We start from the raw sequence: 21,195 nt of genomic DNA on the forward strand, positions 1-21,195 counted from the left end.
CGATGAAGTCGACACCCATTTCAAGACAGACAAGAGAGGATTCGATGACTTACACCGCTGCCGAAAACCGCTACGACTCCATCCCTTACCGCCGCGTCGGGCGCAGCGGTCTGGTGCTGCCGGCGCTGTCGTTGGGCCTGTGGCACAACTTCGGCGACAGCACGCCGATCGACACCCAGCGCGCCTTGCTGCGCACAGCGTTTGATCTGGGTATCAACCACTTCGACCTGGCCAACAATTACGGCCCGCCGTATGGCAGCGCCGAGATCAATTTCGGTCGTCTGCTGCGCGAAGACTTCAAGCAGTACCGCGACGAACTGATCATCTCCAGCAAGGCCGGTTGGGATATGTGGCCCGGCCCTTACGGTCAGGGCGGTGGCTCGCGCAAATACGTGCTGGCCAGCCTCGACCAGAGCCTGCAACGCCTCGGTCTGGACTATGTGGATATCTTCTATTCCCACCGCTTCGACCCGGACACCCCACTGGAAGAAACCGCCAGCGCCCTGGCTACAGCCGTGCAGCAGGGCAAGGCGTTGTACATCGGTATCTCGTCGTACTCGGGGGTGAAAACCCGTGAGATCGCGGCGCTGTTGAAAGAGTGGAAAGTGCCGTTGCTGATTCATCAGCCGGCCTACAACTTGCTCAATCGTTGGGTGGAAAAAGACCTGCTCGATACCACCGATGAACTCGGTACTGGCGTGATCGCTTTCACGCCGCTGGCGCAAGGTCTGCTCACCGACAAATACCTTAACGGCGTGCCGGCAGATGCTCGGGTCAATCGTCCCGGCGGTGGTTCGCTGCAGGCTTCGCACTTGTCCGAGGCCAACATTGCTCATGTGCGCGCGCTGAACGAGATTGCCAAGCGTCGCGGTCAGAGCCTGGCGCAACTGGCGCTGGCGTGGACGCTGCGCGATCCACGGGTGACTTCGGCGTTGATTGGTGCGAGTCGACCGGAGCAGATTATCGAGAACGTCGGGGCGTTGAAGAATTTGAGCTTCAGTGCTGAAGAGCTGGCGGAGATTGACCGGTTTGCCCAGGAGGGCGGGATCAATCTGTGGGAGAAGCCTTCGACGGCGGAGTGATTCACCCTCACCCCCGCCCTCTCCCTGAGGGAGAGGGAGCCGACCGAGGTGTCTTGCGTCATACATCGACCTGAAAAACCGTGTCGATTATGGATTCAGCAAAGCGATATCAGGTCGGCGTACCTCTAAAGCATCCCCCATTCAGTCCCCTCTCCCTCCGGGAGAGGGTTAGGGTGAGGGGCTTTTGCTGTTCAAGGCTCAACGAAAAAACGGCACATCCCCCAACACCGTCGCCCGCTGCATCACCCGCCGCGCGGGACGGTAGTCATCCACCGCGTAATGCTGCGTCACGCGGTTATCCCAGAACGCAATATCGTCCTGCTGCCAGCGCCAGCGAATGGTGAATTCCGGCCGCGTTGCATGGGCGAACAGAAACTTCAGAATCGCTTCGCTCTCGGTTTCCGACAGCTCATTGATCTTCGAGGTGAAGCCTTCATTGACGAACAACGAGCGCCGCCCGCTGACCGGATGCGTACGAATAACCGGGTGCGACAGCGGTGGGTTCTTGCGTCGAGCTTCTTCCCACTGCGCCAGCGCTTCAGGCGTATTGCCGTAGCGCTCCAGCGGAAACGAGCGAGTGAAATCGTGAGTTGCGGTCAGCCCTTCGAGCAAACTTTTCATCGGCGCTGACAGCGCTTCATACGCGGCAATGCCGCTGGCCCACAATGTGTCGCCACCAAACTCCGGCAGCAACTTGGCGCTGAGCACCGCGCCCATCGCAGGTGTCGGCAGGAAGGTCACGTCGGTGTGCCAGATCGCGTTGTCGCGCACGTCGGTGACGGCGGTGTCGAGAATCAGCACTTCCGGTTGTTCCGGTACGTTTGGGTAGATCGGGTGAATGTGCAGGTCGCCGAAATAGGCGGCGAAACGTGCCTGTTGCGAAGGCTCGATTGGCTGGTTGCGGAAGAACAACACTTGATACTTGAGCAGCGCCTGTTCGATGGCGTCGCGGTGTTCCAGGGTCAACGGCTGGCTGATGTCGACGCCGCTGATTTGCGCGCCGAGGGCCGAGCTTAATGGGGTGATGTTGAGGCTGCTCATGGTCTTTCTCTTAAATTCCGGATAACCACCCCCTGTAGGAGCTGCCTGCGGCAGCTCCTACAGGGGGTGATTCAAAAAATGCTTTAGTGGGCCTGGCCGTGCCACGGCACCAGTTTGCGCTGCAGGGCGCGCAGGCCCATTTCCATGGCGAAGGCGATCAGGGCGATGACCAGAATCCCCAGCACCACCACATCGGTGACCAGGAACTGCGCGGCCGACTGCACCATGAAGCCCAAACCGCTGGTGGCGGCGATCAGTTCAGCGGCGACCAACGTCGACCAACCAACCCCCAGACCAATGCGCACGCCCGTCAAAATGTCCGGCAACGCGCTCGGCAAAATCACATGACGAATCAGCTGCAAACGCGTCGCACCTAACGACTGCGCCGCACGCAATTTCGCTGGATCAACCGTGCGCACGCCGGTGGCAGTAGCGATGGCAATGGGCGCGAAAATCGCCAGATAGATCAGCAGCACTTTCGACAACTCGCCGATGCCGCACCAGATCACGATCAGCGGCAGATAAGCCAGCGGCGGAATAGGGCGGTAGAACTCGATCAGCGGATCGAGCACGCCACGGGCGATACGGTTGGCGCCGATCGCGATGCCCACCGGTACGGCAGTCAGAATCGCAAAACCGAGGCCCAGACCGATGCGGCTCAGGCTCGCGCCGAGGTGCTGCCACAACGTCGAATCCATATAGCCCGTGGTCGCCAGCAACCAGCCCTTTTGCAGCACGGCGGAGGGGGGTGGCAGGAACAGCGGTTCGATCAATCCAGTAGCAGTCACCGCCCACCAGATGGCCAACAAAGCGAACAACGTCAGCAGGCTGATCCAGCGTGTACTGAGGCTGCGGCGCAGCGGAATCGCCACCGACGCGGTGGCGGTTTTTACCGCCGCCGAGGAAACGTCGTAACTGCTCATGCGCGCTCCTGCCGTTGCCCGGCGCTGCGTTGCGAGAACACTTTGCTCAGCACGTGTTCGCGGGTTTCGATAAAACGCGGATCGGATTTGATCGCGCGGGCGGACTCACCGGCGGCGTAACGCTGACCGAAGTCCAAGTGCAGACGCTCCACGATCTGCCCCGGATTCGGCGCGAGCAGAATCAGGTCAGTGGCGAGGAATACCGCTTCTTCAATGTCATGGGTAATCAGGAAAACCGGCTTGGCCGTGCGCTGCCAGACTTGCAGTAATAACTCCTGCATCTGTTCGCGGGTGAACGCGTCGAGGGCGCCGAAGGGTTCGTCCATCAGCAATACGCGCGGATCAGCGGCGAGGGCGCGGGCGAGGCCGACGCGTTGTTTCTGGCCACCGGAAAGCTGCCAGATACGACGGCTTTCGAAACCGGAGAGGTCAACCAGTGCGAGCATTTCGCGGGCGATCTTTTCGCGCTTGTCTTTGGCGACACCAGCCAGTTCCAGACCGAACGCGACATTGGCCAACACATCCTGCCAGGGCAGCAAAGCATCGTCCTGGAACACCACGCCACGTTCGGCGCTCGGGCCTTTGACCGGTACGCCGTCGAGGGTGATGCGCCCGGCACTCGGTTCGACGAAACCGGCAATCAGGTTCAACAGCGAAGTCTTGCCACTGCCGGACGGGCCGAGGGCGACCAGCAATTGCTGAGGCCCCAGGGTCAGAGAAATATCCGCCAGCACCGGTGTCGGGCTGCCCGGGTACTGTGCGCTGATGCGCTCCAGCTGTAGCAAGGCCATCGCAGTTAACTCCCGATCAGTTGGTGATGTATTTGGCGCTGACGTACGGCGCGTAGTCCGGCAGAACGGCTTCGACCTTGCCTTGCTCCTTGAGGAACGCGGCGGTGTCGGTGATGGCTTTGGTGGTCGGCGCGCCGAGGCTGACGACCTGATCCGCCGCCAGCGGGTAGACGTTGCCTTGCAGCAGCAACGGAATGTCGCTGGCCTTGGCGCCGGAGAGTTTCACCAGTTTGTCGACGTTGGACTGATTGGCGAGCCAGGCTTTCGGGTCTTTGCGGTAGTCGGTGTAGGCGTCGAGGGTGACCTTGGCGAAGGCGGTGACGATTTCCGGATGCTTCTCGGCGAAGTCCTTGCGCACGATCCACGCGTCGAAAGTCGGCGCGCCGAACTTGGCCAGTTCGCCGGAAGTGATCAGCACTTTGCCGTTTTCCTTGGCCACGCCCAGCGCCGGATCCCACACGTAAGTGGCGTCGATGTCACCGCGTTTCCACGCCGCGATGATCGCTGGCGGCGCGAGGTTGAGCACGGTGACTTTCGCTGGATCGATGTTCCAGTGTTTCAGCGCGGCGAGCAGGCTGTAGTGACCGGTGGACACGAACGGCACGGCGATTTTCTTGCCGATCAGATCTTGCGGGGTCTTGATGCCGGAACCGTCGCGAGCGACCAGTGCTTCAGCGGCGCCGATCTGCGTGGCGATGAGGAAGGTTTCGACCGGGACTTTGCGGGTGATCGCGGCAGTCAGCGGGCTCGAGCCGAGGTAGCCGATCTGCACGTCACCGGAGGCGATGGCGGCGATGATGTCGGCGCCGTTATCGAACTTGCGCCAGGCTATGTCGGCTTTGGTGGCTTTTTCGTAAGCGCCGTCGGCCTGAGCGACTTTCGCCGGGTCAACAGTGGTTTGGTAGGCGACGGTGAGGTCGGCGGCCTGAGCCAGGAAACTTGCGGCAGCCAAGGAGGCTACGGCGAGCAGGCGAAGCGGGAAATTCAGTTTCATTGAACAGCTCCATATCAGGCGACCGAGCGTCGGCGTGAAAGGAGACTAAATGATCTAAGAATCGGTAAATAAATAACTTTTTAGAATGAGCTTATGAGCGGAAAAATCTAAGCGGGAGATGTGTTCGAGAAAAGTTGTGTCATTGAGATCCAGCCCCTCACCCCAGCCCTCTCCCAATGGGAGAGGGGGAAAGGGAGCAGATCGGGGGCTTTTCAAATCCTGAGTTCGACTTGGTCGTTCAGGTCGGTGTAGCTCGAACTGACAACACGGTCAGTCCCCTCTCCCTCTGGGAGAGGGTTAGGGTGAGGGGCTCTTCAGTTGCTGATCGCCAAAATACTCGCCTGATACGACCCAACAAACACGTCAAAATCCCCCACCTCGTTCTGCTCCAGCTCAGCCTGCGCCGCTAGAGAAGTACGCGCCAACTCCTCAAACTTCGCCTGCTCATCCGCCGCCAAAGGCTCACTACGGAAAAACTCGGCATGCGCCTGGCTCTGACGCAACGAGAACTGCGCAAAGCTTTCCTTGTGCTCAGCCATCGCCGCCAGCACTTGCGCGGATGGCGTCAGGGACGGGTCGTTGACCTTGGCCAGTTGTGCATCCAGCGCCTTGCTGTGCGCATCACCGCCATGGCTCTGATCCAGCAACGCCGCCAATGGAGCAATTTGTTCCAGCAGTTCGGCTGCCCAGGTCTTCATCTCCACCGACTCACCGTCACGCTGCAATTGCAGACCCGGACGACGACCTTCCTTGACCACGCTGAGGAAGTTCGATGTGGCGTTGCCGCACGACGTGTTGGTCAGCAGCGGACTGTCGTTCAGCGCGCAATACAGCAGGAACGCGTCGAGGAAGCGCGACTCGGTGAGGTCGATGCCCATTGGCAGGAACGGGTTGATGTCCAGGCAACGCACTTCGACGTACTGAATGCCACGGGCCACCAGCGCCTGAATCGGCCGCTCGCCGGTGTAGGTCACGCGTTTCGGGCGGATGTTGGAGTAGTACTCGTTTTCGATCTGCAGGATGTTGGTGTTGAGCTGCACCCACTCACCATCCTGGTGCGTGCCGACTTCAACGTACGGCGCGTACGGCGTCGCAACGGCTTTGCGCAGGCTGTCGGTGTAGCTCGCCAGATCGTTGTAGCACGGGGTCAGACCGGCCTGGGCGTTGCTCTGGTAACCGAGGTCGCTCATGCGCAGGCTGGTGGCGTACGGCAGATACAAGGTGTCCGGATCGAGCTGTTCCAACTGATGCGAACGACCACGCAGGAAACCGGCGTCCAGCGCAGGCGATGCACCGAACAGGTACATCAGCAGCCAGCTGTAACGACGGAAATTACGGATCAGCGCGATGTAGGAAAACGACTGAAAATCGCGATCAGTGCCGACAAACCCTTCGGTCTCGCGCAGCAGCGGCCAGAGCTTTTCCGGCAGGGAGAAGTTGTAGTGAATCCCGGCGATGCACTGCATGGTCTTGCCGTAACGCAGGGCCAGGCCCTTGCGGTAGACGTATTTGAGCTGACCGATGTTGGAGGTGCCGTAATAGGCGATCGGGATGTCTTCCTCGGCCGGCAACGGGCACGGCATCGATGGACTCCACAGGTACTCGTTGCCGAGTTTGCTGTAGGCAAAACGGTGAATCTTGTCCAGGCTCGCCAAGGTATCAGCCGGATCCGGCAGGGCGGGCGTGATGAATTCCAGCAGCGACTCGGAGTAGTCGGTGGTGATCTGTTCGTTGGTCAGCGCGGAACCCAAGGCTTCGGGGTGCGGCGTTTGCGCCAGGCGACCTTCGCTGGTCACGCGCAGGCATTCACGTTCGATACCGTGCAGGCACTGCTCGAGCAGAGAGAGGTTAGCGCGCTCGCCGAGCAGAGCCAGGCGGCGGTTGAGAAGTTCGCTCAATTTGGATTCCTTCACGCGTCAGTCGCCCCAATATGGGGGTGGGCAGGACGGTCTACAAGGGTGAAGTTGAAACTGGCGTTATCGCCTGGTTTTTCTAGCCGGTCAGCCGCACACATACCTGTAGGAGCTGCCGCAGGCTGCGATCTTTTGATCTTGCTATTGAAAAACAAAATCAAAAGATCGCAGCCTGCGGCAGCTTGCCACAGGATTCGTTGCGCCGAAATTAACTCAAATTGATGGCGTCTAGCTACAGGACAGCGAACGTGCCTTGCGCTTTTGCGACCAGTTTGTCGCCCTGCATCACGTCGGCTTCGACCACCAGCGTGCGCCGGCCGGGGTGGATAACCCGCGCCGTGCACATCACCTCGCCATCGGAAACGGCGCGGATATAGTTGATCTTGCACTCGATGGTCGCGCTCTGCTGATCGAAGCCGTGGGTGCTGGAACAGGCCAGCCCCATGGCGATGTCGACCAGACTGAACAGCGCGCCACCGTGCAATTTGCCGCTGCGATTGCGCAGTTCCGGTTCCAGCACCAGGGCGACTTGCGCCACCCCGGTTTCCAAGCTGTGCAGGCGGCAGCCCAACAGCTTGAAAAACGCGCTCTCGACGAGCCCGGCCGGAATTTCCATCAGCGTTTCTTCAACTGCTTGGCGTTGGCGAACAGCGAGGCCATCGCGTTGTTCACTGGCGCTGCGGTCGCGGTTTCCTTGCGTGGCGCGTTGTTCGAAGGCTGGCGTTGCGCCGAGCCCGGACGCGAGCCACGGGCGCCGTCGATTTTCTCGCCCGGGGTGTCGCCCATGCGCATCGACAGGCCAACGCGTTTGCGCGGGATGTCGACTTCCATGACCTTCACTTTCACCACATCACCGGCCTTCACCGCTTCACGTGGGTCCTTGATGAACTTCTCCGACAGCGCCGAAATGTGCACCAGACCGTCCTGATGCACGCCAATGTCGACGAATGCGCCGAACGCGGTCACGTTGGTCACCACGCCTTCGAGGATCATCCCCAGTTGCAGATCCTTGAGGTCTTCGACGCCTTCCTGGAACTCGGCGGTCTTGAACTCAGGACGCGGGTCGCGGCCGGGTTTTTCCAGTTCCTGGATGATGTCGGTCACGGTCGGCAGGCCGAAGGTTTCGTCGGTGAATTTCTTCGGATCCAGACGCTTGAGGAAGCTTGCATCACCGATCAACGAGCGGATATCACGGTCGGTTTCAGCGGCAATGCGGTGCACCAGCGGATAGGCTTCCGGGTGCACCGCCGACGAATCCAGCGGGTTGTCGCCGTTCATCACGCGCAAGAAACCGGCGGCCTGTTCGAAGGTTTTTTCGCCCAGACGTGCGACTTTCTTCAGCGCTGCACGGGTTTTGAATGCGCCGTGCTCATCGCGGTGCGTCACGATGTTCTGCGCCAGCGTCGCGTTGAGGCCGGAGATCCGCGCAAGCAGTGCTACCGAAGCAGTGTTCACATCAACGCCGACGGCGTTCACGCAATCCTCGACCACTGCGTCCAGGCCACGCGCCAGTTTCAACTGCGACACGTCGTGCTGGTATTGGCCGACACCGATGGATTTCGGATCGATTTTCACCAGTTCTGCCAGTGGATCCTGCAGACGACGGGCGATGGATACGGCGCCACGGATCGACACGTCCAGATCCGGGAATTCCTTGGCCGCCAGTTCCGACGCCGAGTACACCGATGCACCCGCTTCGGAAACCATGACCTTGGTCATCTTCATCGCTGGATACTTTTTGATCAGCTCGATGGCCAGTTTGTCGGTTTCGCGGCTGGCGGTGCCGTTGCCGATGGCGATCAGGTCAACCGAGTGCTTGGCGCACAGGGCGGCCAGAATGGCGATGGTCTGATCCCACTTGTTGTGCGGCACGTGTGGGTAAACCGTGGCGTGATCCAGCAGCTTGCCAGTCGAGTCGACCACGGCCACTTTGCAACCGGTACGCAGGCCCGGGTCGAGACCCAGAGTCGCGCGCGGGCCGGCTGGGGCGGCCAGCAGCAAGTCGTGCAGGTTGTGGGCGAACACGTTGATCGCTTCGGTTTCGGCGCCGTCACGCAGTTCGCCGAGCAGGTCGGTTTCCAGATGCGTGTAGAGCTTGACCTTCCAGGTCCAGCGCACCACTTCGCCGAGCCATTTGTCGGCCGGGCGGTTCTGGTTCTGGATGTTGAATTGCTGGCCGATCATGCCTTCGCACGGGTGCATGGTCCCCGGCAGTTCATCGCCGACTTTCAGCGCGGAGCTGAGGATGCCTTCGTTGCGGCCACGGAAAATGGCGAGCGCGCGGTGCGACGGCATGCTTTTCAGCGGTTCGTCGTGTTCGAAGTAGTCGCGGAACTTGGCGCCTTCTTCTTCCTTGCCAGCGATGACGCGGGCACTGAGGGTCGCTTCCTGCTTGAGATAGTTACGCAGTTTTTCCAGCAGGCTGGCGTCTTCGGCGAAGCGCTCCATGAGGATGTATTTCGCGCCTTCGAGGGCGGCTTTGACATCGGCCACGCCTTTTTCGGCGTCGACGAAGCGTGCGGCTTCGGTTTCCGGGTTCAGGTTCGGGTCGTTGAACAGGCCGTCCGCCAAGTCGCCGAGGCCGGCTTCCAGGGCAATCTGGCCCTTGGTGCGGCGCTTCTGCTTGTACGGCAGGTACAAGTCTTCGAGGCGGGTCTTGGTGTCGGCGAGTTTGATGTCGCGCTCGAGGGCAGGGGTGAGTTTGCCTTGCTCTTCGATGCTGGCGAGGATGCTGATGCGCCGTTCGTCGAGTTCTCGCAGGTAGCGCAGACGTTCTTCCAGATGACGCAACTGGGTGTCATCGAGGCTGCCGGTGACTTCTTTCCGGTAACGGGCGATGAAGGGAACGGTAGAGCCTTCATCGAGTAGCGCGACGGCCGCTTCGACCTGTTGTGGGCGTACACCGAGTTCCTCGGCAATGCGGCTGTTGATGCTGTCCATAAAACCACCTGACATATTGTGAAAGCAGGCTCGCAGGCACGGAAACAAAGGCCCGGAGTCTGGTTGAGCGGCTAGAAAATTGCCGCTGCCTGGGTCAAAAGGCAGCCCATTGACCCGTGAAATCGAACAATTACTGCGCTCGGCAGGAAAAAAGCCTGCCACCTGCGGTAACGATTCAGACGTTGCCTGGCACAAAACGCCGCGCATTATAACCAGCGTTCTGTCGTTCGGGGGCGTTGCAGTCTGTAGGCATAAACCCCGGTTTTCTGGCAGTGAAGGAAAAATCTGCTAACAATGCACACGGTGCGTATAACGGCAGCTACGCCATAATGCGCGCCGAGCTAAAAGGAGCATCCAATGAGCAGCACTGCACAAACTGCTGAAGGCGAAAAAATTCTCATCGTTGACGACGATCCGGGCCTGAGCAGCCTGCTGGAACGTTTTTTCGTCAGCAAGGGCTACCGTGCCCGCACCGTACCGAACACCGAACAGATGGATCGTTTGCTGTCGCGTGAAGTTTTCAATCTGGTCGTCCTCGACCTGATGCTGCCCGGCGAAGACGGTCTGACCGCTTGCCGCCGTCTGCGTGGCGCGAACAACCAGATTCCGATCATCATGCTCACCGCCAAAGGCGATGAGTTGAGCCGCATCAAGGGCCTGGAACTGGGCGCCGACGATTATCTGGCCAAGCCGTTCAACCCGGATGAGCTGATGGCCCGCGTCAAAGCCGTGTTGCGTCGTCAGGCCACACCGGTACCAGGCGCACCGGGCAGTGAAGACGAAAACGTCACGTTCGGTGATTACGTCTTGTCGCTGGCCACCCGCGAACTGAAACGCGGCGACGAAGTGCACATGCTCACCACCGGTGAGTTTGCGGTACTCAAGGCTCTGGTGATGAACGCGCGTCAGCCGCTGACTCGTGACAAGTTGATGAACCTGGCCCGTGGCCGCGAGTGGGATGCCCTCGAGCGTTCCATCGATGTGCAGATTTCCCGTCTGCGCCGCATGATCGAGCCGGATCCATCGAAGCCGCGCTACATCCAGACCGTCTGGGGCGTGGGCTACGTGTTTGTACCGGATGGCGCCGCCACCAAGTGATCGGCGATTTGTAGGAGCGAGTCTGCAGGTTTTGGTCGAACGGCCAGGCCCGCAGACTCGCAATCCGCAATATGCGAGCATTGCTCGCTCCTGCAAGTGTGTAGCGGTTATAGATGAAAACCCCTGTCTGGTTCCCCCAAAGTTTTTTCTCTCGCACCCTCTGGCTGGTGCTTATCGTCGTGCTGTTTTCCAAGGCGCTGACCCTGGTTTATCTGTTGATGAACGAGGACGTTCTGGTGGATCGCCAATACAGCCACGGCGTCGCCCTGACGCTGCGAGCCTATTGGGCTGCCGATGAAGAAAACCGCGCGAAGATCGCTGATGCCGCCACCCTGATTCGGGTCGTGGGCGCCGGTGTGCCGGAAGGCGAACAGCACTGGCCGTACAGCGAAATCTACCAGCGGCAGATGCAGGCGGAACTGGGTGCCGACACCGAAGTGCGCTTGCGCATGCATTCACCGCCAGCGTTGTGGGTGCGCGCACCGAGCCTCGGTGACGGTTGGCTCAAGGTGCCGTTGTATCCGCACCCGTTGCGCGGCCAGAAAATCTGGAACGTGCTTGGCTGGTTCCTTGCCATCGGCTTGCTGTCGACGGCATCGGCGTGGATTTTCGTCAGCCAACTCAACCAGCCATTGAAACGCCTGGTCTATGCCGCCCGGCAACTCGGTCAGGGTCGCAGCGTACGTCTGCCGATCAGCGATACGCCGAGCGAGATGACCGAGGTGTATCGCGCCTTCAACCAGATGGCCGAAGACGTCGAGCAGGCCGGGCGCGAGCGTGAGTTGATGCTCGCCGGTGTGTCCCATGATTTGCGCACTCCGCTGACCCGGTTGCGGCTCTCGCTGGAGTTGATGGGCGATCGCAATGACCTGACCGACGACATGGTGCGCGACATTGAAGACATGGACGCGATTCTCGACCAGTTCCTCGCGTTCATCCGCGACGGTCGTGACGAGTCGGTGGAAGAAGTGGATCTGACTGATCTGGTGCGCGAGGTTGCAGCACCGTACAACCAGAATGAAGAGAAAGTGCGTTTGCGTCTGGAGCCGATCCAGCCGTTTCCGCTGCGTCGGGTATCGATGAAACGCTTGCTGAACAACCTGATCGGCAACGCCTTGAACCATGCCGGCGGTCACGTTGAGGTCGCCGCTTATGTGTCCGGGGACGTCAGTGCGCCGTATGTGGTGCTGAGCGTGATGGACCGAGGCGCGGGGATTGACCCTTCGGAGCTGGAGGCGATCTTCAACCCGTTTACCCGTGGTGATCGTGCGCGGGGCGGGAAGGGCACTGGCTTGGGCTTGGCGATCGTGAAGCGGATTGCTTCGATGCATGGCGGCAATGTTGAATTGCGCAATCGGTCCGGTGGTGGACTGGAAGCGCGGGTGAGGTTGCCTTTGGGATTGATGCTGCCGCGAGATGCTGTGTAGGTCAAAAGCCCCTCACCCCAGCCCTCTCCCAGAGGGAGAGGGAGCTGACCGAGGTGTTTTGCGTCATACATCGACCTGAAAGACTGAGTCGATTATGGATCCGGTACAGCAAGATCAAGTCGGCGTATCTCTTAATCATCCCCCAATCGGCCCCTCTCCCAGAGGGAGAGGGAGCTGACCGACGTGTCTGGCGTCATACATCGACCTGAAAGACTGGGGCGATTGTGGATTCGGCACAGCAGGATCAGGTCGGCGTATCTTTTAAGCATCCCCCAATCAGTCCCCTCTCCCTTCGGGAGAGGGCTAGGGTGAGGGGCTCGCTTTTAGCCCTTGCCTTTGGTCCGGGTCATATTCGGCCCGCCATTCTTCTCAAGATGCTCAATGATGATCCCCGCCACATTCTTGCCGGTGGTGGTCTCGATCCCTTCCAGCCCCGGCGACGAATTCACTTCCATCACCAACGGCCCGTGATTGGAACGCAGGATATCCACACCCGCCACTGCCAGGCCCATGACCTTGGCCGCGCGCAACGCGGTCATGCGTTCTTCCGGGGTGATTTTGATCAGGCTGGCGCTGCCGCCGCGATGCAGATTGGAGCGGAACTCACCCGGTTTGGCCTGACGCTTCATCGCCGCGATCACTTTGTCGCCGACCACGAAGCAACGAATATCGGCACCGCCGGCTTCCTTGATGTACTCCTGAACCATGATGTTCTGCTTCAGGCCCATGAACGCCTCGATCACCGATTCTGCGGCCGTGGCGGTTTCGCACAGCACCACGCCGATGCCCTGGGTGCCTTCCAGCACCTTGATCACCAGCGGCGCGCCGTTGACCATGTCGATCAGATCGGGAATGTCATCCGGCGAGTGAGCAAAACCCGTCACCGGCAGACCGATGCCGCGCCGCGACAGCAGTTGCAGCGAGCGCAGCTTGTCCCGCGAACGGGCGATGGCCACCGATTCGTTGAGCGGAAATACCCCCATCATTTCGAACTGGCGCAACACCGCGCAGCCGTAGAACGTCACCGACGCGCCGATCCGCGGGATCACCGCATCGAAGCCTTCCAGCGGTTTGCCGCGATAGTGGATCTGCGGCTTGTGGCTGGCGATGTTCATGTAGGCGCGCAGGGTGTCGATCACTACCATTTCATGCCCGCGCTCGGTTCCGGCTTCGACCAGACGGCGGGTGGAATACAGACGCGGGTTCCGCGACAGCACAGCGATCTTCATGCAACACCTGTGGAAGAGGTAGATACCGGGAACACCGGCTTGTCTTGTACATATTTGATGCCCGGATTGACCACCAACTGGCCATCGATCAGGGCTTTGGAACCGAGCAACAGGCGATAGCGCATGGACTTGCGGCAGGCGAGCGTGAACTCGACCGGCCAGACCCGATCACCGAGGGCCAGGGTAGTGCTGATGACGTAGCGCACCTGCGCATGGCCGTTGGAGCTTTTGATGGTTTTGCGTGTTACCAGAGGGGCTTCGCAGCGGCGGTGGCGCAACTGCACCACCGTGCCCAGGTGCGCAGTGAATCGCACCCACTTCTCGCCGTCGCGTTCGAACGGCTCGATGTCGGTGGCATGCAGGCTGGAGGTGCTGGCGCCGGTGTCGATTTTTGCTCGCAGGCCCGCAACTCCCAAATCCGGGAGCGCCACCCACTCGCGCAGACCGACAACGGTCAAATGGTCAAATGTCTTCAAAAAAATGCTCAACCGTGACAACCGCTTCAGCCCGCACGAGGCCGGATTCGCGGTATTCACGCAGAATAAGGGTTAAAAGGCGACAGATTTCTACAGCCCGGATTTCCGGCTCCGGAAGCAGGCGCCGAAACGCGCGCATTGTAATCCGGGACGCGGTCATTCATGACATGAGTGAAACGGTAGTACAGTTCATCAATATTTCAGAATGAGGAAATGCCATGGCACAAAAAAGCGAAGAGGACGACAAGGTCCGTCTCGACAAGTGGCTGTGGGCCGCGCGTTTTTACAAAACCCGTGCCTTGGCCAAAGCAGCGATCGAGAGTGGCAAGGTGCATTGTCGCGGCGAGCGCTGCAAGCCTGGCAAAGAGCCACGCATCGGCGATGAGTTCGAGATTCGTACCGGCTTTGAAGTGCGTACGGTGAAGGTCGAGGCGTTGTCGATTGTTCGACGCGGCGCACCCGAAGCGCAGACGTTGTATGCGGAGACCGAGGCGAGTATTGCCAAACGTGAAGCGGCTGCGGCAATGCGCAAGGCGGGGGCGTTGGGCGTGAGCACCGACGGCAAACCGAGCAAGAAGCAGCGGCGGGATTTGTTCAAGTTTCGCGGCAGTAGTAACGACGAATAATCGCATTGTTGCTGCTGGCCTCTTCGCGAGCAGGCTCACTTCCACAGGAGATTGCATTCTAATGTGGGAGCAAGCCTGCTCGCGAATCGAGGGCGCAGCCCTCGCCGAAGTCCGCTCGGTATCAGGCGCTACGCACCACACTCATCCGCGCAACCAGCGGCAACTTGCCCAGCAACACAAAGATCGGCGCCGTCACCTTCAGCCAGAAGTTCGAGGCGTGATACGCAAACGGCGTGTAGTAACCCCAGCCCAACGCCCACACCGCGAGTAGCACACCGCCGATGTAATCGTCCTGACCCCAATGCGCACCGGCCACCAGGCGCGGCAGCATGAACAACAGCGCCAGGCCCCAGATCGTCACGAACTGGCCGGCCGTACGGCTGAACACGCCCATGAACAGCGCCCAGATCAACAACACCGAAGCGTGGTCACCGGGAAAGCTCTGGCTCGAGCGATCCTTCACTTCCCAGGTTTTTTCCAGATTCGGGAAGTAATCGCTGATGTGCACAGCTCCCTCAAGCATCATCGACGGGCTGCTGTGCTGCCAATCCATATGGTCGGCGAACTTGGAAAACAGTGCGCGAATCACCACCATCAATAGCAGGATCGAAAGAAAACCGAAAAAAGCCCGGCGCACGTCAATCGCCTTGAACACCCAGTCGCCCTTGATCAGCAGCGTCAGCAGGATCAAGCCCACGACGATGTCGAACGGACGCATACTTGCAATTGCCCAAATGTGGAGCCATATGGGGTTGCTGGCCAGTGGTGCATTGAGTGAGCGGAACAGCCACTCGTCGAAAATCACACACAGCGAGTTACCCGTAGGCCATAACCAGAAAGCCAGTAGCGCTAATGGCACTATGTTGCACAGAACCAGCCGGCCGAGGTTCCACCTTGATTGGAACAAACCCGGATTGTTCATAAAATGCCTCCCATGGCAGAGCAGTCGGCACCAAAAAGAGTGCCAAGAAGTGCAAATTTTCACGTCTTGTAACCATTTTGTCACCACATTCAGATACCCAAAATTATGACCGACCTACCGGATACCGATTTCACCCAACGTTTCATCTTTGATGACAGCGACACACGCGGCGAGCTGGTCGCACTTGAACGCAGCTACGCCGAAGTCCTCGCCAAGCACCCGTACCCGGAGCCGGTTGCACAACTGCTCGGCGAATTGATGGCGGCGGCCTCGTTGCTGGTGGGCACCTTGAAGTTCGACGGCTTGCTGATTCTGCAGGCGCGTTCCGAAGGCCCGATCCCGATGCTGATGATCGAGTGCTCCAGCGAGCGCGACATCCGTGGTCTGGCGCGTTATCACGCTGACCAGATTGCTGCGGACGCTACCCTCGCCGATCTGATGCCCAATGGCGTTCTGGCGTTGACCGTCGACCCGACTGTCGGCCAGCGCTATCAGGGCATTGTCGATCTCGACGGCGAAACCCTGTCCGATTGCTTCACCAACTATTTCGTCATGTCGCAACAGGTCGGCACCCGCTTCAAGCTGTTTGCCGACGGTCGTCGCGCTCGCGGCCTGCTGCTGCAGCAACTGCCGGCTGATCGTCTGAAAGACGAAGAAGATCGCGCCGCCAGCTGGCAGCACATCACCGCACTGGCCACCACCCTGACCGCCGATGAATTGCTCAGCCTGGACAACGAAACCGTACTGCATCGCCTCTACCACGAAGAGCAGGTTCGTCTGTTCGATGTGCAGAAACTGCGCTTCCGTTGCAGTTGCTCGCGGGAACGCTCCGGCAATGCGTTGGTCAGTCTGGGTCTGGAAGATGCGCAGCAATTGGTGGTCGAACACGGTGGCAACATCGAGGTTGATTGCCAGTTCTGTAACGAGCGCTACCTGTTCGATGCCACGGATGTTGCTCAATTGTTCGCTGGCGCAGGCGTCGACACGCCGTCAGATACCCGGCACTAAAACGGTTCAGCGCAGGTAAATTCACTGCGTAACGACGGAATTTCGCCGTTACGACGGGAGGACCCTACTCTTTTTGGGCTTTTCTGGCATAATCCGGCCCACTTTTTTCGCGGTAGTAGTGCACGACTTTCTACTACAAAACGTTTGGAGCACACTCGGCCACTGGCCGACGGGGAACCTCATGACGCAAGCCAATAACGCCGTGTACACCGATCTGAGTGTTGATGATCTGGTAAAAGAAGCCCTGAACCGCGGTGAGGGCGAGCTTGCCGATACCGGCGCTCTGGTTGTTCGCACTGGTCACCGCACCGGTCGTTCGCCTGTTGACCGTTTCATCGTTGAAGAGCCTTCCACCCAGGCCGCTATTGCCTGGGGCCCGATCAACCGCAAGTTCCCGGCCGACAAGTTCGACGCGCTGTGGGCTCGTGTAGAAGCATTCAACAACGCGCAAGAGCACTTTGTGTCCCACGTGCATGTAGGCGCGGCGGAAGATCACTACCTGGCCGTGAAAATGACCACCCAGACTGCCTGGCAGAATCTGTTCGGTCGTTGCCTGTTCATCAACCCGGCCCAGTACAACCCGGCCGGTCGTGAAGAGTGGCAAGTGCTCAACGTGGCCAACTTCGAGTGCGTGCCTGAGCGTGACGGTACCAACTCCGACGGTTGCGTGATCCTCAACTTCGCACAGAAGAAAGTGCTGATCGCCGGCATGCGTTACGCCGGTGAGATGAAGAAAGCCATGTTCTCCGTGCAGAACTTCCTGCTGCCGGCCGCTGACGTGCTGCCAATGCACTGCGCTGCCAACATCGGCGAAGAAGGCGACGTGACCCTGTTCTTCGGTCTGTCGGGCACCGGTAAAACCACCCTGTCGGCCGACGAAAGCCGTTACCTGATCGGTGACGACGAACACGGCTGGGGCGAAGGCGTGGTGTTCAACATCGAAGGTGGTTGCTATGCCAAGTGCATCGACCTCTCCGAGAAGAACGAGCCCGTTATCTGGAAAGCCATCAAGCACGGCGCGGTGCTGGAAAACGTCGTGATCGACGACGCCAAGCACGCCGACTACGCCGATGTCAGCCTGACCCAGAACAGCCGCGCCGCGTACCCGCTGGAGCACGTAGCCAAGCGTTCCGAGCACAACCTCGGTGGCGAGCCAAACGCTGTAATCTTCCTGACCTGCGACCTGACCGGCGTACTGCCGCCAGTGTCGATTCTCAACGAAGAACAAGCGGCCTACCACTTCCTGTCCGGCTACACCGCGCTGGTGGGCTCGACTGAAATGGGTTCGGGCAGCGGCATCAAGTCGACCTTCTCCACCTGCTTCGGCGCACCGTTCTTCCCGCGTCCGGCTGGCGAATACGCCGAGCTGCTGATCAAGCGCATCCGCGGTTTCGGCTCCAAGGTCTACCTGGTCAACACCGGCTGGACCGGCGGCGGCTACGGCGTCGGCAAACGCTTCAACATCCCGACCACCCGCGCAGTGATCGCAGCGATCCAGAGCGGCGCGCTGATCGGTGCAGCCACTGAACACCTCGACACTATCAACCTCGACGTGCCACTGGCCGTACCGGGCGTTGAAACCAACCTGCTCAACCCACGCAACACCTGGGCTGACAAGGCTGCGTACGACGAGGCTGCGAAAGCACTGGCCGGTCTGTTCATCGAGAACTTCAAGAAGTTCGAAGTGAGCGACGCGATCAAGGCTGCAGGGCCGAAGTTGTAAGATTGGTTTGTTGTGAATGAAAAAGCCGCCCTTTAGGGGCGGCTTTTTTGTGGGCGAAAACAAGACTAACTGGCAATATTCCCGCAGAAAATGGCCTTAACTACCAGAATACTGCCACTTAAAGAGCCAGCTTTTCGCCAATGCAGCGGTCAAAGATCGCCACTAGCCCCCGATAATCACATGACACAGCATCAATGTTTGCTGGGACCCAAGCGTCATCTTTAACCAGCCACCAATCGACTGGGAAGCCTGCGTTAATAATGATTTGTTCAAATAATAGGCGTTGCGCTCGGCCATTACCTTCGCGAAAAGGATGGATGACATTCAAATCGCCATAAGCCTCAGCGATGTTCACCACAAGTTCTGGTTTGCCCATTCCCGCGAACCACGCCGAGCGCTCCATCACGCTAAAGATTTTTTGCGCTTCTGGAAGAATTCGCTCTGCAGTGCAGAAAAATGTTTGTTCCTTTTTGATGTTAACGGTACGCAACTGCCCGGCCCAATCGTAAACATCGCAAAAAAGAGTTTTATGGGCGTGCTGCAGGACACTTAAATCATAAGGAGGGGGGAGAAGACGAAATCGACTGATCGCGATTTCCGAGAGCTCTCGCTCTGCTTTTTGCAGTTCTTCTTCAGAATGGATGTCGAGCAAGTTACGCAGAACATCACTATGAGGGTAGCAATAGGGGTCTTGTCCGACCCCATATTTGTCCGTCATTAACGTGCAGTCTGACGATATTTTTCAATGACCGATTCCCTTGATGGAAGCGGTTTCTCGGCATCGGCACGGCTGGTATCGAAACCTTCCAGACGTAAGCTCGCCAGATAGTTTGACCGGCGTACTTTGTCGTAATAAGCCTGCTTCTGCTGGAACGTCAATTCGCTCATTTCATAGGCCTCTTGGTGCAGGACTCCAGTGTAGCGCAATCGTGTGGAGTGATAGGTCGGGATTTTCGATCCTTAAAGCGAGGCTGTTCATCGAGAGTCTGTTGGTTTTTTTGAATCATTTTGCCAGCCTTGGATATACGCGATTGTGCACATTCACCACGCAGAATTTCGTCCATTTCTCGCACGCTTTCCATCAGCTCATCAAAGAATTTGCTTATGGTTGCTCCCATGGTTGATTACCGTTTTTTGATCGCTCTCACAGAGTGCATAAGAGCGATACGATCACTCGATTTCAGGCTGGAGCCTTCCAGTTGAGCATCCGCTGCTGCGCAACCTGCAGCAGGTCGCAGCCGTCCTGCGTCAGCAGATCGAGGGCGTGGGTGATGTGGGGTATGTCTTCGACGTCGGCTTGTTTGAAGTTGAGGCAGTAGAGGGTTTTTAGCAGGTCGCTTGAAGCGCGCAGGCGCTGGACGGCGCATTCGAGGATGTCTTGGGGATTAGCCTCGGTGTCGATGAGCAGAGGCTTGGTGTCTGTGAGATTGGATTCTAGTGGGCGGTAGCGTTCGGTAAGAAACTGATTCCATGTTTTCATTTTAGATATCTCTGAAGGTATCGAAAAACCGCTGCTACCGTGACCAAGCGGTGGAGGCGGGCTGTGTTCAAGTTGGTCAAACCGGCAGAGATAACCCGGTACGCCGAAGCGTCCCAAACACAGCCGCCATAAAAAGCGTGCCGACAGAATGTGCTGGCAGCATACAAGGGCATGCATCAGTTATCTCTGTTTTCAGGTGACCAAACCTGAGCCGCTGATTGCTTAGCGACAGTCACGACTATAGGTTCGCGCCCTCAAGTGGCGATAGGCGACAAAGCGTCTGGTTGCGTAGGAACGGGACGAAGATTTCATCAGACGTTCCTACCAACGCTTCATCTTTTTTCAACGCAGGTGTTTATACGCAGAAACATCCAACAAACTCGTCGTCAGCCCCGTTGCCGGCGCGTAGATCGAACCCTTCACCGCCGAAAACGGTACGCCTTTGCTACCCAGCGAAACGTAGCGCTCACCTTGATCCAGTTCGGTGAAGTAGGTGTAGGAAACGCTGTGCATCTGCTTGTAGCGCGATTCGTCGGCGACGATGGCGCCAGTCAGGCGCAGCAGATCTGTTTCGCTCAGGTTCAGGGTTTTGTTCAGTTGCACGCCCCAGCGCTTGAGGCAGGTTTCGGCGAGGTGGCGAACGATGCGGCCAGGCTCGACCAGCGTTTTCAGGTCGCCGCTGCTGGTGGGCACGCCACCGTCAGCTGTGGCGTTGCCGGCCATGGTCGCGTGGCGGCCGGCCATGGGGTAGACGCTGGTTTTGGTGCCGGTGGCGGTCTGCGGGATCACACAGCTGAAACCTTTGGAACGTTCATCACGGGCATAGAACGCAACATATTCTTTGACGTTGGCGCCAAGTTTTACGCGCTGATCCTGGAAGTTGCCGATTCCCGGTACTGGATCAAGAGCAAATATATTCACCGGAATATTGTTCAGCTCTCGATCATTTAACATCGCATTGGCCAGCATGTGGCAACTTATGCCGCCGCGACTCCAGCCCACCAGATTGACCTGAGTGGGAATAACGCCATCCTTGCGAAACGTCTTGATGATCTGCTCCTGTAACTTCTGTTGGGTCACGCAGCGATCGCCATAATTATATTTACGCCAGAGCCACGAACCTTCGATTTTTACATCCTCAATAGGAATGCCAGCCGCTTTAAGGCGGTTGTATTCGGCCTCGGTGAGTTGTTCGCGCTGCCAGTCGCATTTGCCCTTGATGATATTGATGGCATGCCGCACGTTTTCCTCCCAGCCTTTGCCAAACAGCGTGCCGGTAAGACCGTACTCCTCGGTCTTGGTGAACAGGTCGTCGGCTTGCAGGTTGCCACTGCCAGGTCCGTCGACCACGATCCACTCGGCGAATTCCCGGCCGGTATGGTTGGATGCCAGTGTGGAAACCAGTTCGCCGTCCCAGAAGTTTTCATGGGTAGTGTCAAACTTGTTGGATCCGGTGCCGCAAAAAAATATGGTTAAAACTGTCATGGTGTTGCTCTCGTTTAGTTGTAAGAGCGAACAAGTT

The 21,195-nt window shown here is 58.7% G+C and carries 20 protein-coding genes; 6 read left to right on the forward strand and 14 right to left on the reverse strand.

Translation table 11 applies throughout. The features are described 5' to 3' along the window. The first annotated feature begins 44 nt into the window (after positions 1 to 44). Positions 45 to 1,082: an L-glyceraldehyde 3-phosphate reductase gene (gene mgrA / locus ACZZ0A_RS26945; RefSeq protein ID WP_007917913.1), complete on the forward strand. Its 1,038-nt coding sequence runs from the start codon at positions 45 to 47 to the stop codon at positions 1,080 to 1,082. A gap of 198 nt (positions 1,083 to 1,280) precedes the next feature. Here the strand turns inward: mgrA and tauD are convergent, their stop codons facing one another. The 7 genes from tauD to ACZZ0A_RS26980 all read right to left on the reverse strand — a co-directional run bounded on the left by tauD (position 1,281) and on the right by ACZZ0A_RS26980 (position 9,684). Beyond that, positions 1,281 to 2,123: a taurine dioxygenase gene (tauD, locus tag ACZZ0A_RS26950; protein ID WP_463543960.1), complete on the reverse strand. Its 843-nt coding sequence runs from the start codon at positions 2,121 to 2,123 to the stop codon at positions 1,281 to 1,283. 83 nt (positions 2,124 to 2,206) lie between these two features. Then, positions 2,207 to 3,046 carry a taurine ABC transporter permease TauC gene (gene tauC / locus ACZZ0A_RS26955; RefSeq protein WP_463543961.1) on the reverse strand — a complete coding sequence of 280 codons (840 nt, stop codon included), beginning with the start codon at positions 3,044 to 3,046 and terminating at the stop codon, positions 2,207 to 2,209. After that, a complete protein-coding gene (tauB, locus tag ACZZ0A_RS26960) occupies positions 3,043 to 3,837 on the reverse strand; it encodes a taurine ABC transporter ATP-binding subunit (RefSeq protein ID WP_007917917.1) in 795 nt (264 codons plus the stop codon). Before tauB ends, tauC begins: the two co-directional genes overlap by 4 nt. A 16-nt stretch (positions 3,838 to 3,853) precedes the next feature. After that, positions 3,854 to 4,831: a taurine ABC transporter substrate-binding protein gene (tauA, locus tag ACZZ0A_RS26965; RefSeq protein WP_463543962.1), complete on the reverse strand. Its 978-nt coding sequence runs from the start codon at positions 4,829 to 4,831 to the stop codon at positions 3,854 to 3,856. Positions 4,832 to 5,145: 314 nt separating this feature from the next. Further along, positions 5,146 to 6,729 carry a glutamate--cysteine ligase gene (gshA, locus tag ACZZ0A_RS26970; protein ID WP_095113935.1) on the reverse strand — a complete coding sequence of 528 codons (1,584 nt, stop codon included), beginning with the start codon at positions 6,727 to 6,729 and terminating at the stop codon, positions 5,146 to 5,148. Between the two features lie 247 nt (positions 6,730 to 6,976). Next, a complete protein-coding gene (locus tag ACZZ0A_RS26975) occupies positions 6,977 to 7,360 on the reverse strand; it encodes a PaaI family thioesterase (protein WP_463543963.1) in 384 nt (127 codons plus the stop codon). Then, positions 7,360 to 9,684, reverse strand: coding sequence for a Tex family protein (locus tag ACZZ0A_RS26980; RefSeq protein WP_463543964.1), 2,325 nt, complete (start codon positions 9,682 to 9,684; stop codon positions 7,360 to 7,362). The genes ACZZ0A_RS26975 and ACZZ0A_RS26980 overlap by 1 nt, the downstream gene beginning before the upstream one ends. A 357-nt stretch (positions 9,685 to 10,041) precedes the next feature. Here ACZZ0A_RS26980 and ompR point away from each other — a divergent pair, with 357 nt between their 5' ends. Then, on the forward strand, positions 10,042 to 10,782 hold the full coding sequence (gene ompR, locus ACZZ0A_RS26985; protein ID WP_007917928.1) for an osmolarity response regulator transcription factor OmpR: 741 nt from the start codon (positions 10,042 to 10,044) through the stop codon (positions 10,780 to 10,782). Between the two features lie 113 nt (positions 10,783 to 10,895). Beyond that, on the forward strand, positions 10,896 to 12,209 hold the full coding sequence (locus tag ACZZ0A_RS26990) for an ATP-binding protein (protein WP_007917930.1): 1,314 nt from the start codon (positions 10,896 to 10,898) through the stop codon (positions 12,207 to 12,209). 323 nt (positions 12,210 to 12,532) lie between these two features. Here the strand turns inward: ACZZ0A_RS26990 and rimK are convergent, their stop codons facing one another. Continuing rightward, complete coding sequence (rimK, locus tag ACZZ0A_RS26995) at positions 12,533 to 13,438, reverse strand: 30S ribosomal protein S6--L-glutamate ligase (RefSeq protein ID WP_007949201.1); 906 nt, start codon at positions 13,436 to 13,438, stop codon at positions 12,533 to 12,535. Continuing rightward, on the reverse strand, positions 13,435 to 13,914 hold the full coding sequence (gene rimB, locus ACZZ0A_RS27000; protein ID WP_007917936.1) for a retropepsin-like aspartic endopeptidase RimB: 480 nt from the start codon (positions 13,912 to 13,914) through the stop codon (positions 13,435 to 13,437). Before rimB ends, rimK begins: the two co-directional genes overlap by 4 nt. A gap of 218 nt (positions 13,915 to 14,132) precedes the next feature. Here rimB and ACZZ0A_RS27005 point away from each other — a divergent pair, with 218 nt between their 5' ends. Next, positions 14,133 to 14,540 carry an RNA-binding S4 domain-containing protein gene (locus ACZZ0A_RS27005; protein ID WP_007917939.1) on the forward strand — a complete coding sequence of 136 codons (408 nt, stop codon included), beginning with the start codon at positions 14,133 to 14,135 and terminating at the stop codon, positions 14,538 to 14,540. A gap of 121 nt (positions 14,541 to 14,661) precedes the next feature. On the opposite strand, the gene ACZZ0A_RS27010 is transcribed toward ACZZ0A_RS27005, so the two are convergent. After that, positions 14,662 to 15,462 (reverse strand): phosphatase PAP2 family protein, encoded by an 801-nt coding sequence (locus ACZZ0A_RS27010; RefSeq protein WP_007917940.1) that lies wholly within the window; start codon positions 15,460 to 15,462, stop codon positions 14,662 to 14,664. Positions 15,463 to 15,567: 105 nt separating this feature from the next. Here ACZZ0A_RS27010 and hslO point away from each other — a divergent pair, with 105 nt between their 5' ends. Both hslO and ACZZ0A_RS27020 read left to right on the forward strand, forming a co-directional pair. Then, the gene (gene hslO / locus ACZZ0A_RS27015) at positions 15,568 to 16,470 is read left to right on the forward strand and encodes an Hsp33 family molecular chaperone HslO (protein ID WP_007917941.1); all 903 of its coding nucleotides are present in this window, start codon (positions 15,568 to 15,570) and stop codon (positions 16,468 to 16,470) included. 181 nt (positions 16,471 to 16,651) lie between these two features. Further along, positions 16,652 to 18,193 (forward strand): phosphoenolpyruvate carboxykinase, encoded by a 1,542-nt coding sequence (locus ACZZ0A_RS27020; RefSeq protein WP_007917942.1) that lies wholly within the window; start codon positions 16,652 to 16,654, stop codon positions 18,191 to 18,193. Positions 18,194 to 18,311: 118 nt separating this feature from the next. On the opposite strand, the gene ACZZ0A_RS27025 is transcribed toward ACZZ0A_RS27020, so the two are convergent. The 4 genes from ACZZ0A_RS27025 to ACZZ0A_RS27040 all read right to left on the reverse strand — a co-directional run bounded on the left by ACZZ0A_RS27025 (position 18,312) and on the right by ACZZ0A_RS27040 (position 21,158). Beyond that, complete coding sequence (locus tag ACZZ0A_RS27025) at positions 18,312 to 18,911, reverse strand: Fic/DOC family protein (RefSeq protein ID WP_463543965.1); 600 nt, start codon at positions 18,909 to 18,911, stop codon at positions 18,312 to 18,314. After that, positions 18,911 to 19,081, reverse strand: coding sequence for a YhfG family protein (locus ACZZ0A_RS27030; RefSeq protein ID WP_007917944.1), 171 nt, complete (start codon positions 19,079 to 19,081; stop codon positions 18,911 to 18,913). Before ACZZ0A_RS27030 ends, ACZZ0A_RS27025 begins: the two co-directional genes overlap by 1 nt. A 292-nt stretch (positions 19,082 to 19,373) precedes the next feature. After that, positions 19,374 to 19,673 (reverse strand): hypothetical protein, encoded by a 300-nt coding sequence (locus ACZZ0A_RS27035; protein ID WP_463544116.1) that lies wholly within the window; start codon positions 19,671 to 19,673, stop codon positions 19,374 to 19,376. A 342-nt stretch (positions 19,674 to 20,015) separates the two neighbouring features. Next, positions 20,016 to 21,158 carry a hypothetical protein gene (locus tag ACZZ0A_RS27040; protein ID WP_095113940.1) on the reverse strand — a complete coding sequence of 381 codons (1,143 nt, stop codon included), beginning with the start codon at positions 21,156 to 21,158 and terminating at the stop codon, positions 20,016 to 20,018. Between the last annotated feature and the right edge of the window lie 37 nt (positions 21,159 to 21,195).

It is taken from the genome of Pseudomonas sp. AC242 (assembly GCF_979258655.1).